Origin of the sequence: Arthrobacter sp. Soil736 (assembly GCF_001428005.1) — a bacterium.
In the GTDB taxonomy this organism is placed as follows: Bacteria; Actinomycetota; Actinomycetes; order Actinomycetales; family Micrococcaceae; genus Arthrobacter.
The window spans coordinates 11,540-26,789 of record NZ_LMSB01000028.1 but is presented as its reverse complement, the minus strand read 5'-3'; the positions used below and the strand labels follow the sequence as shown (position 1 = coordinate 26,789).

Genomic DNA, 15,250 nt, shown 5'->3' with positions numbered 1-15,250 from the left:
GGGAAGTCGGTCTGCGTTAACCTTGTACTTGGCCGTTTTCAGGTTTCCGCCGCCGAAACGATCCCCAAGCTACTGAAGGAGAGTGTGTGCCCCGGTCCGCCACGTCCTCCGCTGACGCGATCAGCGCACGGCTCCGGGACCTCGAGCTCCTCACCAAGGGACCCGCCTGGGCGCTCACGCGTTCCGCCCCGTGGGTCATCGCAGTGCTGCAGGCGTCCTTTACGCGCACGCGGCCGCAGCTTCCGCTGGAAGAGTTCCATGCCGACGTCGACTCCTTCCTTGAGCAGCTCCGCCGCCAGGATCCGGGGCTGGGAGGCGGTGCCAACGGCAAGTCCTTCGGCGACGAATGGACGCGCAAGCAGTTCCTCACCCGCCGGAACCAGTCGGGGCAGATCGTCTACGAGGTCACCGAACCGGCAGCCCGCGTGCTCGCCTTCCTGGACAGTCTTTCCAGCGAACGCTCCACCCTGAACGGATCCCGGCTGGGGACGCTGCTGGGCGACGTGGAGAAACTCGCCAACGAGACCAACCCGGACCAGACCGCCCGGCTGGAATCGCTGGAGGAGGAGATCGGGGAACGCCGCCAGCTGATCCAGGACATCACCTCGGGCGACTTCGACGGACTGCTCGACGACGACCAGGCCGTGGAAGCCGCGGGCAACATCCTGGACCTCGCGGCCAGCCTGCCGGCGGACTACAAGAAGATGCGGGACCGGATCGAGGAGCTGGTGGGCGAGCTCCGCAACCAGATCATCGAGGAGTCCCTCAGCAAGGGCGCCACCATGGCGCAGGTCCTGGAGGCCGACAAGAGGCTGCGGCAAAGCCCCGAAGGCAGGACGTTCCGCTCCTTCACGGCCTTCCTCGAAGACCCGCAGCAGCAGTTGCGGTTCCGTTCGGCGATCGGCGAGGTGCTCAGCCGCCAGTTCGCGGACGACCTCTCGCCGGAGGACCGGGAGACCCTGAAAAACCTTGTGGCAGAGCTCCGGCAGCAGCACAGCCAGATCCAGCGGATCTACGGCAAGCTCAGCGAGAGCCTGAACACCTATGTCCAGAGCGACGACTTCCGCCAGTCGGTGCGGCTCCGCAAGGTGCTGCGGGAAGCCGAACAGGCCATCCGTTCCCTGCCCTACGAACGCGAACGCCCGGGCCTGGTCCGGGGGCCGGTGCTGTTCAATGCCGGCTTCGAATCGCTGGCCATGGTCAAGCTGTTCGATCCCGACGAGTTCGCGGCCCCGCCCAAGCTCGCCGACCCCATCGCCTTCAGCGACTCCGACCGCGTGCGCTCGCCGCGCACCGGCAAGGCGAAACCGGGCGCCATCCGCGCCGCCGCGGCCGGCGCCTCAACCCTTGCCGAGGCCTGGGGGCAGCTTCCGCCGGAGGAGCAGCACATCAACTCGATCCGGGCGCTCCTGTCCCACGCCCTCCACGAAGGCGCCCGCTTCGACCAGGCAGCCGTGGACGCCCTCGACTTCGAACAGATAGACGGAACCACCCGCACGGCATACCTGCCGGTGGTCACGCTCAAGAAGGATTCCGATGACTGAACTTCCCCAAGAATCACGCGGCGGGCTGGACACCGACGCAGCAGCCGATGCCGCCCAGGGAGTGGCATCGGGCCTGTCGGAGCCGCGCGCTGAGCTGATCGAAGATCAGCTGCGCGGCGAAGGGGCGGGGGCGGCATCGGCTGCGGAGTCACCCCGCGCCGACCCGTTCTCGGTCACCCCGCGGGACACCTTCGTTGATGGCGCCGCCTTGTTCCCGGGCGACACCGGCGTGCTGTCCATGAAGGTGCGCCAGGCCCTCGTGAAGCTGCTGAAGGGCCCGTACGTGGACGGCGGCCGCGACGAAAAACTGTGGACCACGCTCCTGGATAACCAGCTGCTCCTCCGGAGCCGGCTCTCCGAGCTTTTCCTCACGCTGCAGCTGGATCACGAGCGAAAGATCGCAGTGGTCCGGCCGGTTGATCCCGAGGCCATCGGCGGCAGCGCGCGCTCCAGCATCCTGCGCCAGCAGCGTGCCCTGAGCCGGGTGGAAACCATCGTGCTGCTCCGTCTCCGCCTCCTCCTGGACCGCCACGTCACGGCCCAGACCGACCCCACCATCACGCGCGAGGAAATCGCCGAGCTGGTGGCCCACTACCAGCCGGCAGGCCAGCAGGACGCGCTCCGGGATTCGGACGTGGTCAACCGGGCCATCACCAAGCTCCTGGCCCGCCAACTCCTGCTCACCACGGGCCTGGACGACGTCTACACCATCTCCAACGCCCTCCCGCTGGCCCTTCCGTTCGAAAACATAGGGGACATCCCCGCCCAGATCGAAGCCCTGGTCACAGCCACGGCAGACCCCACGGGAACAGAAGCACTACTAGAGCTCGACGGCGGGAGGTCCGCGGACGACCTGGACGACGACGCCGAAGGTGACGGTCCCAACGACGCAGCAGCCGATGCCGCCCTGGGAGTGGCATCGGGCCTGTCGAAGCCGGCAGCATCGTCCGGAGGACGATTGCTGTCCGGCGAAGGGGCGGGGGCGGCATCGGCTGCGGAGTCAAAGGTGACCACGGCTGAGACACCCTCGGTGACGAGCTCGACCAGCGAAACGGAGGGCACCAAGTGAGCATCGCAACCATGCTGCCGATGGGCGAGCTCACCAACCCCGGCCAGATGCGCCTTGCCCTCGTGCAGGTGGTCAACTGGGGGACGTTCCATGGCGCCCACACGATGCACGTGGACCGCAACGGCACGCTGCTGACGGGCAACTCGGGCGTCGGCAAGTCCACGCTGTTCGACGCCATGCTGAGGGTGTTTGACGCCCGGCCCCGCTCCAACGAGGCCGCCGCCCAGCGTGCCGGCGGAGCCGTGGAGGACAAGAGGACCACGTTCACGTACATGCGCGGCAAGGTGGGCGACAAAGCCGTGGGCGAAGGCTCGGCCAGCGCCTTCCAGCGCCCGGGTGCCACGTGGTCCGCCGTCGCCCTGACGTTCGACAACGCCGCCGGCACCAAGGTGACGGTGTCCGCGCTGTTCGACCTCCCGAAGAACGGCACGGAATCGAGCGTCGGCCGGTACTACCTGATCAACAACAAGCCGCTGGACCTTCCCGCGATCGAGGACATCGCCGAGAAGCGCTTCACCAAGGCGGCGCTGGAGACCATCTTCCCGGACGCCCAGGTCTTCGACGTCCACAAGGCCTTCGCCGAGCGGTTCCGCCGCCTCCTGGGCATCAACTCGGACCAGGCCCTGCCGCTGCTCCGGGTGATCCAGGCCGGGAAGGGCCTTGGCGGCAGCGTCAACACCTTCTTCCGCGACCAGGTCCTCGACGCCCCGGCCACGTTGGCCGCGGCGGACGACGTCGTCGAGGAATTCAGCAACCTCATGTCCATCCGGCAACGGCTGGAGGACGTCCGCCAGCAGCGTGACCAGCTGGCTCCTGTGCCGGGGCTGAACAAGGACTACGCCCAGGCGCTGCTGGACGCTAACCGGCTCCGGGAGCTCGCGGGCGAGGAGTTCGAGGCCTACAGGCAGCAGCTTGCGGTCGCGGTACACGAGAAGACCCTGGCCCGCTTCAAGACGCTCGCACAGGGCAAGGCCAAGGAACTCAGCGCCGAGCGCGCGGTCCGGGACGGCCTGGCCAAGGAGCTGCGGCAGCTTGAGGCGGAGTACAACAACCAGGGCGGCAACGCCATTTCCTCGATCGAGCAGTCGCTGGAAAACGCCCGGGTGGGGCTCAAGCTCCGCCAGCAGGTGGAGGAAGCGGCCCGCCAGGCGCTGAGCGACGCCGGCCTGGAGCTGGAATGGACGGCCGAGGGCTGGGAACAGGCCCACGAGCAGGCAGCCGCCCGCTCCGCCGAACTCAAGGACGATTCGGAGGCCCTGAAGGAGCTGCGCTTCGAGGCCTTCGACGGCCACGCCACGAAGAAACGAGAACTCGCTGCGGCGGAGCAGGAGCTCGTGTCGCTGAAGACGCGCAAGTCGCTGCTGCCGCCGTCGAGCATTGAAAACCGCGCCGCCATCGCGGCCGCCACCGGTGTTCCCGAGGAGCAGATGCCCTTCGGCGGCGAGCTCATCGACCTCGCGGAGGGCCAGGAGCAGTGGCGGCCGGCCGCCGAGCGCGCCCTGCGGAACCTGGCCACCACGCTCCTGGTTCCTGGCGAGCACTTTGCCGCCGTGACCAGGTACCTGAATGACCACAGCGTTCGGGGCGCCCTCCGCGCAGTGGACGTGTCCAAGCCGCTCGCCGGCGCGGCGCTGGCCGTGGAGGACGTGTCCGATGGCGACCTGCTGGCCAAGCTGGAGATCCTCACCGCCGGGCACAACGCCGCGGCCGGGGAATGGGTCCGCGAACGCATCGCCCTCGATTTCGCCTATCCGTGCGTGGAAAACCCGGACGAGCTGGCCGGCCTGGACAAGGGCCTGAGCCTGGGCGGTGTGGTCAAGCGCAACCGGCACACCGTGGAGAAGGACGACCGCTTCACCAGCCGGCAGGATTACGTCCTCGGATTCGACAACGCGTCCAAGCTGGAACTCGTGGCCGGCCAGGTGGCGGACCTGCAGCAGGAACTCGCCAAGGCCGCCGAGCTGGCCCAAAGCCGGGAAGAATCCCATCAGGGCATGTCCCGGCAGCTCGAGGCCCTGCGCCGCGTGGCCGACGACCACCGGCCGTGGGAGCAGGTCTCGGCTGCCGTGGCCGCGGACGAACTCGCCCGGATCGAGCAGCGGCTCAAGGATGCCCTGGCCGCGCAGGCGGACCTCGAACCGCTCCGGGCCAACATCGAAGTGGCACGCCAGAAGCACCAGTCCAGCACCGAGGCGGCGGCCGTGCTCCAGAGCGAGTACAAGGCGCTGGACCACCAGCTCACCGCCTCCGATTCGCTGCTGGAAGCCGCGCGGACCCGCCTGGGCCAGGCGCCGCCGTCGGACTCCACGGTCACTGCGCTGGAACCGTACTTCACCGGATTCGGCGACGTCACGGAGATGCATGAGCTGGACAACATCGCCGCCCGGGTCAAGACCCAGCTGCTGGGCGAGCTCCACGCCGCGGAATCCCGCGGCCAGGCCACCTCCGAGCGGCTGACCCGGATTTTCGAAGGCTTCGTGCGTGAATGGGGTACCGCCATCTCCGCCGACCACGGGACATCCATCGGGGCGGCCGGCGAGTTCGAGGCCCGCTACCACGCAATCGTCAGCGACGGATTGCCCGCCCAGGAGGCGGAGTTCCGGCAGTTCTTCAACCAGCGCACGCATGAATCGTTCAGCACCCTGCTGCATCTGCTCGACGAGGAACGCCGCTCCATCACCAGCCGGATCCTGCCGCTGAACGGCATCCTGTCGGAGGTCAACTTCCACGAGGGCAGCTTCCTGGAGCTGGACATCAAGCAGACCCTGCCGGCCACCGCCAAGCAGTTCAAGGACGCCATCCAGAACGCGCTGAAGACCCGGCACACGCGGCACGGCAAGTCCGCAGCGGCCGGAGCAGAAACCGACGACGACGCCGAGCTCACCAACCGCTACAAGTCCCTGGAAACGCTCGTGAAGCGCTTGGGTTCGCAGGCGCCGGAGGACCGGCGCTGGCGCGCCGAAGTGCTGGACGTCCGCGGGCACCTGTTCATCCAGTGCAAGGAGCACCGCGAGGTGGAGGCTCCGGCGAAGCAGAAGGCCGCCGGCGCAGGCGGGAAGACGGAAGTCTTCATGCACGCCGACACCGGATCCATGTCCGGCGGCGAGCGGCAGCGGTTCACCGCATTCATCATGGCCGCGGCGCTGAGCTACCAGCTGGGCATCGCCGAACAGGGCTTCACTACCTACGGAACCGTGATGATGGATGAGGCCTTCGTGTTGGCCTCCGAGGAATTCGCCGGCGCCGGGATCAAGGCGCTGCACGAGTTCGGCTTCCAGCTGCTCCTCGCCGCTCCGGAAAACGTGATCGACCTGTCGCGGCACCTTGGCTCCGTCACAGAAATCCTGCGGGACAAGCGCACCAACCGCTCGGGCGTGCTGACCGCCCCGGTGATCTCGCCGAAGCCCGGGTCCGAGGGGCAGTGGCGGTCCGAAGCCAACCCCGTGGACATCGTGCTCCGGTAGCCGTACTGCTCAGGGGGCAGCCGGGTCACCCGTCGTGATCTTTCCGCGCCGAAAAATAACAAATCGATGGATTTATTGCGGGATCCCTAGTGAGAGCCCACTCCTGCGTGCGAGTGTGTTTTGCATCAACTCTTCGCCTCACGCTCCACCAGGGTCATCAACACTCCCATGCGGCGGGCCAAAGCTACCCTTCCGGGCTTGACGGCGTCCTTCATGAAAGGCACCATCATGCGTTCTGCACATCACGGCACCTTCATCGCAGCCCTCGCGACCGCCGCCGCCATCAGCCTGGCGGGCTGCGCCGCGGGAGTCCCGTCCGCGTCCTCCGGCACTGCGTCGTCGTCGGGCGTCGCCGCGACTTTGCCGGCGACGGCGGGCCCGACGACGAGCGCCGCCAAACCGTCCTCGTCAGCTTCCGCTCCGGCCGCCCTGGCGACGTACACGTTCCCGGACGGGCGCCTGTCCTTCAAGTACCCGGCTGACTGGAAGGTGGAGCTCTTCACCGGCGACGTGAAACCGTCCACGTCCCGGACGGCCACCGTCTTCGACGCCAGCGGCACCAAGCAGGTCACCGTGTATTCGGGGCTGATCGCCGACGGCGTGACCCACCCGGTAACCCGGACCGTGTTCGAGTCCGCACCTGTCCCGGGCCTCCAGGAGCAGCCGGCCCCCGCCGCGCACTACTCCTTCTACGTGGACCGGATGGACAACAATCCCGCGTACCGCATGCACCTGGCGGCCGGAGCTCCGGCGGCAGGGAAGGGCATGGCACTCGACGGGATCATCCGCATCGGTAAGGAAGTGCTCGTGGCCGACGCACAGTTCATCGAGAAGCCGTTCGCCAGCGACGCCGCAGCCAAGGCCTGGCTGGCCAGCGCCGAGGGGCAGGCCATCAAGTCGCTGCTGTTGAGCGTCACCTACCGCTGACCCGCACCGCTGGTTGAGCTTGCCGAGTCCGGGTTTCGTCAAGCTCAACCGGCGGGTTTCGTCACTCGCGGGCGTCGGCGCAGGCATCGATCTGGGCCTGGACGATCGCCCCGTAGTGCGCCACGAGGTCGTCAAAGTCCCAGCCGTCGAAGAGGCCGAGGGTCCGGACGGTCTCGCCGAAGCCGGTCATCAGGGCCGTCACGGTGGACGCGAAACGACGGTCCGGCGTGGCGTCCCCGATCAGCCGGGCGATGGCGCCGAGGTAGCGTTCGCGCAGTTCTGTCCGTGCCGCGTCGGGATCGGGGGAGTCGTGGACGCTGAACGGAATCATGGCCCACGGTTCCTGCATGCCGCGTTCCCGGCGCATCAGCACGCGGAACACGAGAGCGCTGCCGAGTTCCGACGTCGGGACGTCCAGTTCCGTGAGGAGCGACTCGTCAGGCTGCACGGCGGCAAACAGTTTGTCCTTGGAGATGAAATGCTTCATGACCAGGGCGGCCGAGACCCCGGCTTCGGCGGCGATGTCGCGGACCGTCACCGCGCGGTAGCCGCGCTCTCCGAACAGGCGCCGGGCGGCGCCGAGGATGGCCTCCTGGCTCGGGCCGCTCACGCGTTCACCGGCTCGCCGGCGTTCTGTTCCTCCACCAGGGGAGCGGCGAGATCCACGGTCACGGAGCGGTTGTCGACGGCGAGCTTCCGCGCCATAGCCTGATGATTCACAGGATGAAGCATAGTCACTATGTAGCGGCCGGCGGCCGGCAGCGGAAGCCTGTAGGCGCCGTCGTCGTCGGTCCTCGTGGTGGCCACATGCTCGCCGCTGGCCTGCAGCAGCGTCACCACGGCGCGGGCAACCGGCTCCCCGCCAAGGGTTGCCGTCCCGCCGAGTTCGAGCCGATCCTGCAGCAGGAAGTTCTGCCTGAGGGTGCGGCCGTCGAATTCGAAGACCTCGGCCATCGGCGCCCAGCCGGCCGCGTTGGCCACCATGAGGTACTTGCCGGCGCCGGGCAGCGCCACCGAATAGTTGCCCTCGGTGTCCACCCGGCTCCAGTCGACGGGCTCGCCGGTGGTCTGCAGGACGGTCACGACGGCGGGAGTCAGCGGGCGGTGGTCGGCCGCCAGGACGCGGCCCTGGACTACGAGCTCGGCAACCGCGGGGGCGGGTGCGGCCGGGCGGTGCGCGGCGGCCCGCGGGATGGCGATGGCGGCGAGCACCGAGGCGGCCGAGGCAAGCGCGGCCATCCAGAAGACGTCCTGGAATGCCGCGAAGGACGGCGCCCGGACCGGCCCCAAGGTCATGGTCACGGAGGTGAGGACGGCAGCGACGGCGGCGCTCGACGTCGAGGTGCCGATCGAGCGCACCAGGCTGTTCAGTCCGTTGGCGGACGCGGTTTCAGTAATGGGGACGGCGCCCATGATCAGCGTGGGCATGGCCGCATAGGCGATGGCCGTGCCCACGCTCACCACCGTGGAGCCGATGACCACGGCGGCGATGGAGTCGTGGAAGAAGACGCGGCCCACGTAGCCGGCAATCATGACGCACGCGCCGGTCATCAGCGCCGTCTTGCCGCCGAAACGCCGGATGATCCCCCCTGACACCGGTGCGAACACCACCATGGCCAGTCCGGACGGCACCATGCACAGGCCGGCCGTGATGACGTTCAGCTGGAACCCGTAGCCGGTGGCGGCGGGGAGCTGCAGCTGCTGGGTGGTCAGGAGCATGTTGGCGAACATCGCGAAGCCGATCAGCAGCGACGCGAGGTTGGTCATGAGGACCGGGCGGCGGGCCGAGGTCCGCAGGTCCACCATGGGCTGGCCCACCTTGAGTTCGTAAGGCACCCATGCCGCCAGCAGGATTCCGGCGGCAAGGAACAGCAGGAGCACCGGTTCGGAGCCCCAGCCCCACGAGCCGCCCTTGGAAATGGCCAGCAGCAGGGACCCCAGCGCGGCGGACAGCACCAGGGCGCCCGCGTAGTCGAAGCGGCCCGGGGTGCGGACCTTCGATTCCGGGACCACCAGCACCACCGCGAGGAGCAAGAGAGTGCCCGCACCGGCCGCAACCCAGAAGATCGATTCCCAGCCGAGGCCCTCGTACAGCACTCCGGCCAGGGGGAGGCCCAGGGCGCTGCCGATGCCCAGGGTGGCGCTCATGAGTGCCACCGCCGAGCCCATCTTCTCCTTGGGGAGTTCATCGCGCATGATGCTGATGCCCACCGGGATCAGGGCCGACGAGAACCCCTGGAGGGCGCGGCCGATGATGAGCCACAGGAACGTTCCGCCCACGGCGGCCATGATGGAGCCGGCCACCATGATGGCCAGGCACACCACCATCATCCTGCGCTTGCCGTACATGTCGGCGCTGCGGGACACGATCGGGGTGGCCACGGCGCTGGAGAGCAGCGTGGCAGTCACGAGCCATGACGCGTCGTCCGCCGTGACGCCCAGGATCCGGGGAAAGTCCGGCAGCAGCGGCACCACAAGGGTCTGCATGAGCGCCACCACCGTGCCGCTCAATGCGAGGACGGCCGTGATGGCGGACGGGGACGGAGTGCGGGATGGTCTCGCGGCAGCGGAATCGGTCATGGGGCGCTTTCGGGTGCGGAGGGGGCGCGGGGGTGGTGAACGCGCGTTTACTCCCTCGAGTGAACCACTGTTCACCCCGGAATTGCAAGGAATTGGCGCATGCTTTGCGTCACCCGGGAATTACGTGACGCAAACCTTTCGTAATCTTTTGAAGGATAGGCTAGCCTTACTTGGGTTCGCATCAATGACCTAAGGAGTTCCGTGACTTCCCCCCTCTTCCCCGGCCCGTCCGCCGGCCGCGGCACCGCCGGCACCACCCGCCGGACGCTGCTCAAGACCGCCGGCAAGGCGACCGCCGTCCTGGCCGCCGCGGCCCTCTCGCTGACAGCCTGCTCCACGGGGCCCGTCTCCTCGACGGCTGACGCCGGCGCGACGGCGTCAGCCAGCGCGCAGTTCCCCGTCACCATCAAGCACGCCTTTGGCGAAACCACCATCAAGTCCCAGCCCAAGCGCGTGGTCACGGTCTCCTGGGTCAACGACGACGTTGCCATCGCACTGGGCGTGGTTCCGGTGGGCGTCCCCAAGAACGAGTGGGGCGGTAACAGCAAGGGCTCCACCCCGTGGAAGGATGCCGCACTGGAGAAGCTCGGCGCCGGCTTCGGCTCGGAGAAGGCGCCGGCCCAGTTCTCCGAGGCTGACGGCATCAACTTCACTGAGATCGCCAGGCTCAACCCGGACGTCATCCTGGGCGCCTACTCTGGGCTCACGGCAGAGGACTACAAGAAACTCAGCGAAATCGCCCCCGTGGTGGCGCACCCGGAGCTGGCGTACGGCACCTCCTGGCAGGATTCCACCAGCATCATCGGCAAGGCCCTCGGCAAGGAAGCCGAGGCCGCGAAGCTGATCTCCGACACCGAAGCCACCATCAAGGACAAGGTCGCCAAATACCCGCAGATCGAAGGCAAGTCCTACATCTACGGCAACCTCGAGCCCGCCAAGGGTGACGGCGTCAACGTCTACACGGCCAACGACAACCGGCCGAAGTTCCTCACCGAGATCGGCATGAAGCTGGCGCCGATTGTGGAGGAAAAGTCGAAGGGCTCCAAAGAATTCTTCCTCCCGTGGTCTGCCGAGAAGGCCAACGAGCTCGAGTCGGACATCTTCGTGACCTGGGTTCCCGATGCCAAGACGGCCGAGTCGATCAAGAGCGATCCGCTGCTGAGCCAGATTCCCGCAATCAAGGGCGGCGCCCTGGTGGCCGACTCGGACAACACGCTGACGCTGTCCATTTCCGCTTCCTCGCCGCTGAGCCTGCCGTGGTCACTCGACACGTTCCTGCCCCAGCTGGCCAAGGCCGCCGACGCGGTCAAGTAGGAAACACTCCATGACAACGGGCACGACGACGGCGGCCGCCAACTCGCGCGAACGGACACTTGAGGCCCCTGCGGCTGCCACAACGGGGCCTCAACTGTCCGTTCGCGCTCCCCGGAACGAGAGGGCGCGTGGCCCGCAGGCCGCGTGGCTGCTGGCCGCCGTCGTCGTGCTTGTTGTCGCCTCCGCCGCCTCACTGGCCGTGGGTGCCCGCGGGCTGTCCCCGGACACCGTGTGGCTGGCGCTGACGCAGTTCGACCCCGCCAACGGCGACCACGCCGTGGTGCACGCACGCATTCCGCGAACGGTCCTCGGGCTGCTGGCAGGCGGAGCGCTCGGCCTCGCCGGGGCCGCCATGCAGGGCGTGGCCCGCAACCCCCTGGCCGATCCCGGCATCATCGGCGTCAACGCGGGCGCCGCGCTGGCGGTGGTCACGGGCATCTACGTCTTCGGCGCCTCCTCGCTGACCGGGTATATCTGGTTCGCGTTCCTCGGCGCCGCGGCGGCCGCCGTCGTCGTCTATCTCATTGCCTCCATGGGCAGGGACGGTGCGACGCCGGTCAAGCTCGCCCTTGCGGGCGCCGCACTCAGCGCGGGCCTGTACTCATTGATGAACGTCATCCTGGTCTCCAGCCAGGACACCCTGGACCGCTTCCGGTTCTGGCAGGTGGGCGGAATCGCGGGGCGCGACTGGTCCGTGGTGCTGCCCGGCGTGCCGTTCCTCGCGGCCGGCGCGCTGATTGTGCTCTCGGCCGGGCGGATCCTGAACAGCCTTGCCCTCGGCGACGACATTGCCCGCGGACTGGGCCAGCGCGTCGGCCTGGCCCGCGGCGTGACGGCGCTGGGCATCGTGCTGCTGTGTGGCTCCGCAACCGCGCTCGCGGGGCCGATCGGCTTCGTGGGGCTGGTTGTCCCGCATGCCGTCCGTTCCCTGACCGGACCCGACTACCGCTGGATCCTGCCGTTTTCCCTGGTGCTCGCTCCGGCGCTGCTGCTGCTGTCCGATGTGGTGGGCCGTGTGGTGCTGCTTCCCGGCGAAGTGCCGGCGGGCATCATGACCGCCCTCGTGGGCGCGCCCGTATTTGTCTGGCTGGTCCGCCGCGGCAAGGGGGCCGGGCTGTGAGCAAGTCAGACCTCGCCTCCGTTGGGCGCGAACTGGGAGAAAACGCGCCTGGCACGGGGCGCGAACGCGCAGTTAATGCCCTCAGAACCGCGAAAACAGGGCATGATCTGCCCGTTCGCGCTCCAATGCTGAACGCGTTGCTGAACCGGACAGCGGCCCTGGCGATCGCCGTCGTGCTCCTCTTCGCGGCGGGCGTCCTGTTGGGCAGCTACACCGTGACTATCCCCGACTTCTTTCGGATCCTCTCCGCCCACCTCACCGGCGGCGAGAAGATCCCCGGCGCCAGCTTCATCGTGATGGAGACCAAGCTGCCCCGGGCCGTGATCGGCGCCCTGATCGGCATAGCTTTCGGACTCTCCGGCGGGCTGTTCCAGACCATGCTCCGCAACCCTCTGGCCAGCCCGGACGTGATCGGCATCAGCTACGGGGCCAGCGCCGGCGCCGTCACGGCCATCGTCATCTTCGGCGCCTCCGGGGCGGCCGTTTCCGGTGCCGCACTTGGCGGAGCGATAGCCGTGGCCGCACTGATCTACGGGATCTCCCGCGGCGGCTCCCTCGGCGGGGGCGGCGGCGCGGCCGGCAACCGGCTCATCCTGGCGGGCGTCGGCATCGCCGCGGCGCTCCACGCCATGGTCAACTTCCTTCTGACGCGGGCGGACATCCGCACGGCGGCGGATGTCCTCGTCTGGCTCAACGGCTCGCTCAATTCAGCCAGCTGGGACCGCGCCGGCGTGCTCGCCCTGGCGCTGCTACTCCTCATACCTGCCGCGGTGCTGCTGGCGGGACCGCTGCGCATCCTCGAACTCGGGGACGACGCCGCCGCAGGGCTGGGAATCCGCGTAGGGCGGACCCGGCTGGGTGTGGTGATGACCGCCGTCGCGCTCGCCGCGGTGGCGACGGCGGCAGCCGGGCCGGTGGCGTTCGTCGCCTTCCTGGCCGGTCCGATCGCGCGCCGCTTCACCGGCACGGCCAGCCTCCCGGCGTCGGCCCTGGTCGGTGCCCTGATCGTCCTGGCGGCGGACTACTTTGCCGCCAACATCGCCCCGCTGCTGCTGGACGGCACTGTGCTGCCGGTGGGTGTGATCACCGGTGCCCTGGGCGCCCCGTTCCTGCTGTGGCTGCTGGTCACTTCCAACCGAAAGGATGCCTGACATGGCTGTTCTCAAAGCCCGGGACCTCACGCTGCAGTACGATCAGCGCCGCGTCGTGGAGGACCTCACCGCCGAGATTCCCGAGGGCCGCGTGACGATGATCGTCGGGGCCAACGCCTGCGGGAAGTCCACGCTGCTGCGCGGGTTGTCGCGGCTGCTCAAGCCGGCCGGGGGCACGGTCACCCTCGACGGCAAGGACATCCATTCCCGCCCCGCGCGCGAGCTGGCACGCACGCTCGGCCTGCTTCCGCAGCACCCCACGGCACCGGACGGGATCACCGTCCGCGATCTGGTGGGCCGCGGACGGTACCCGCACCAGGGCTTCCTCCGCGGCTGGTCGGAGAAGGACGACGCCGCGGTGCAGCGCGCGCTGGAGGCCACCGAAACGCTGGACCTCGCGGGGCGGAACGTCGACGAGCTGTCCGGCGGACAGCGCCAGCGCGTGTGGATCGCCATGGCCCTCGCCCAGGAAACGGAGGTGCTGCTGCTCGACGAGCCCACCACCTACCTGGACCTCGCCCACCAGGTGGAAGTGCTGGACCTCGTCACCGACCTGAACCGGCAGCGCGGCACCACGGTGGCTATCGTGCTGCACGACCTGAACCTCGCCGCTCGGTACGCGGACCATGTCATCGCGCTGAAGGGCGGGCGGATCGTGGCCGAAGGCGATTCGACCGACGTGATCACCGAGGGCCTGGTGCGGAACGTGTTCGGGCTCGAATCCCGGGTGGTGCCGGATCCCGTCTCCGGCACGCCCATGATCATTCCCCTCGGCAGGCATCACGCAGACCCAAAAGCCCCGACCTCAATCCTGGAGATGGCCTCATGAGCACCGCACAGAACCGCCCTGCCCGCGCGTCGTCGACAGGCGGCCCCGGACGCTCCGCGCAGGCAGTCGCCGAGAGGCCCGCGGTCTCCACGGAACCCATGACGCTCGCGTTCGACGTCACCGTGTCTGCCGTGGACGAACTGAGCCCTAACTTCCGGCGCGTAACGTTCGGCGGATACTCGCTCCGCGACTTCGGGGTGCACGGCGACACCCTGGACCTGCGGGTCAAGCTCATGATCCCCTCCTTGGCGCCGGACGGCAGCCGGCTCCCGCTGCCGCGTTTCCGGATGGAGCAAAGCGGCTGGTACCAGGAGTGGCTGGCCATGGATCCGGCCACGCGCGGCTCCATGCGCACCTACACTGTCCGGCAGGCGAGGCTCGATGCCGTCTATCCGGAGATCGACGTCGACTTCGTGATGCACTTCGACGCGGACGGGAACGGCGGGCCCGCCGCGAACTGGGCACTCAGCGCCAAGCCGGGCGACGCCCTGACGCTGATCGGCCCGAACAACCGCGCGGCGCACTGCGTCACTGCCGAAACGTACTCGGGCATCGAGTGGCGGCCGGGCCTGGCGCAGCGAGTGCTCCTGGCCGGCGACGAGACGGCCGTTCCCGCCATCAGCGCCATCCTGGAAAGCCTGCCGGAGTACATGACAGGCCACGTCTTCCTGGAGGTGCCGGAAGCAGGCGACTTCCTTGATCTCCGCACGGCGGCCGACGTCGAAATAACCTGGCTTGCGCGCGGCGCCGCGATTGGCCGCTCCCGGGCGCACGGGGAACTCCTCCAGGCCGCGGTTCGGAAGGCGGTCCCCGTGCCGGGCTGGGTGGCCATCAAGGCTGCCGGCGCCGCCGGACCTGAACCGGACGACGTCAACGTGGACCGGGACATCCTGTGGGAAACGCCGGCGCGCCTGGACACGGCCGCGATCAGTGCCACCAAGAATCCGGACAAGCCTGCGGGGGCCATGCCGTTCTATGCGTGGATCGCCGGCGAGGCTGCCGTCATCAAAGACATGCGGCGCTACCTGGTCCGCGACGTCGGGATTGACCGGAAGCAGGTGGCCTTCATGGGGTACTGGCGGCAGGGGAAGGCAGAGCTCTAGGCTCTTCTGCGCCGTCGCCGGCTGAGCGTGCCGCATCTCACCTTTTCAGGACGCTCTCGCACTTCCTGTCGCTTGATCGCCAACGCTCTCGCACTTCCTGTCGCTTGATCGCCAACGCTCTCGCACTTCCTGTCGCTTGATCGCCAACG

General features: G+C 68.5%; 11 protein-coding genes. 9 read left to right on the top strand and 2 right to left on the bottom strand.

The annotated features are described in order from the left end of the window. The first annotated feature begins 86 nt into the window (after window positions 1-86). From ASG92_RS15810 to ASG92_RS15795, 4 genes are all read left to right on the top strand, one after another. The gene (locus ASG92_RS15810) at window positions 87-1,544 is read left to right on the top strand and encodes a DUF3375 family protein (RefSeq protein ID WP_056630180.1); all 1,458 of its coding nucleotides are present in this window, start codon (window positions 87-89) and stop codon (window positions 1,542-1,544) included. Further along, entirely contained in the window at window positions 1,537-2,613 is a 1,077-nt protein-coding gene (locus ASG92_RS15805) for a DUF4194 domain-containing protein (RefSeq protein ID WP_240987158.1), read from the top strand. The genes ASG92_RS15810 and ASG92_RS15805 overlap by 8 nt, the downstream gene beginning before the upstream one ends. Beyond that, the gene (locus tag ASG92_RS15800; protein WP_056630178.1) at window positions 2,610-6,077 is read left to right on the top strand and encodes an ATP-binding protein; all 3,468 of its coding nucleotides are present in this window, start codon (window positions 2,610-2,612) and stop codon (window positions 6,075-6,077) included. Before ASG92_RS15805 ends, ASG92_RS15800 begins: the two co-directional genes overlap by 4 nt. A gap of 228 nt (window positions 6,078-6,305) precedes the next feature. Continuing rightward, complete coding sequence (locus tag ASG92_RS15795) at window positions 6,306-7,004, top strand: hypothetical protein (protein WP_240987157.1); 699 nt, start codon at window positions 6,306-6,308, stop codon at window positions 7,002-7,004. A 61-nt stretch (window positions 7,005-7,065) separates the two neighbouring features. Here ASG92_RS15795 and ASG92_RS15790 read toward each other — a convergent pair whose 3' ends face one another. Next, window positions 7,066-7,614, bottom strand: coding sequence for a TetR/AcrR family transcriptional regulator (locus ASG92_RS15790; protein ID WP_056630170.1), 549 nt, complete (start codon window positions 7,612-7,614; stop codon window positions 7,066-7,068). After that, on the bottom strand, window positions 7,611-9,584 hold the full coding sequence (locus ASG92_RS15785) for an MFS transporter (RefSeq protein WP_056630169.1): 1,974 nt from the start codon (window positions 9,582-9,584) through the stop codon (window positions 7,611-7,613). Before ASG92_RS15785 ends, ASG92_RS15790 begins: the two co-directional genes overlap by 4 nt. Before the next feature lie 201 nt (window positions 9,585-9,785). Between ASG92_RS15785 and ASG92_RS15780 the strand changes: the two genes are divergently transcribed. The 5 genes from ASG92_RS15780 to ASG92_RS15760 all read left to right on the top strand — a co-directional run bounded on the left by ASG92_RS15780 (window position 9,786) and on the right by ASG92_RS15760 (window position 15,101). After that, on the top strand, window positions 9,786-10,898 hold the full coding sequence (locus ASG92_RS15780) for an iron-siderophore ABC transporter substrate-binding protein (RefSeq protein ID WP_056630164.1): 1,113 nt from the start codon (window positions 9,786-9,788) through the stop codon (window positions 10,896-10,898). A 10-nt stretch (window positions 10,899-10,908) separates the two neighbouring features. Then, on the top strand, window positions 10,909-12,018 hold the full coding sequence (locus ASG92_RS15775; RefSeq protein WP_056630163.1) for an iron ABC transporter permease: 1,110 nt from the start codon (window positions 10,909-10,911) through the stop codon (window positions 12,016-12,018). A gap of 125 nt (window positions 12,019-12,143) precedes the next feature. Next, window positions 12,144-13,169, top strand: coding sequence for an iron chelate uptake ABC transporter family permease subunit (locus ASG92_RS15770; protein WP_157372245.1), 1,026 nt, complete (start codon window positions 12,144-12,146; stop codon window positions 13,167-13,169). Window position 13,170: 1 nt separating this feature from the next. Continuing rightward, window positions 13,171-13,998: an ABC transporter ATP-binding protein gene (locus ASG92_RS15765; RefSeq protein ID WP_056630159.1), complete on the top strand. Its 828-nt coding sequence runs from the start codon at window positions 13,171-13,173 to the stop codon at window positions 13,996-13,998. Window positions 13,999-14,096: 98 nt separating this feature from the next. After that, window positions 14,097-15,101 (top strand): siderophore-interacting protein, encoded by a 1,005-nt coding sequence (locus tag ASG92_RS15760; protein WP_157372244.1) that lies wholly within the window; start codon window positions 14,097-14,099, stop codon window positions 15,099-15,101. Window positions 15,102-15,250 lie beyond the last annotated feature (149 nt).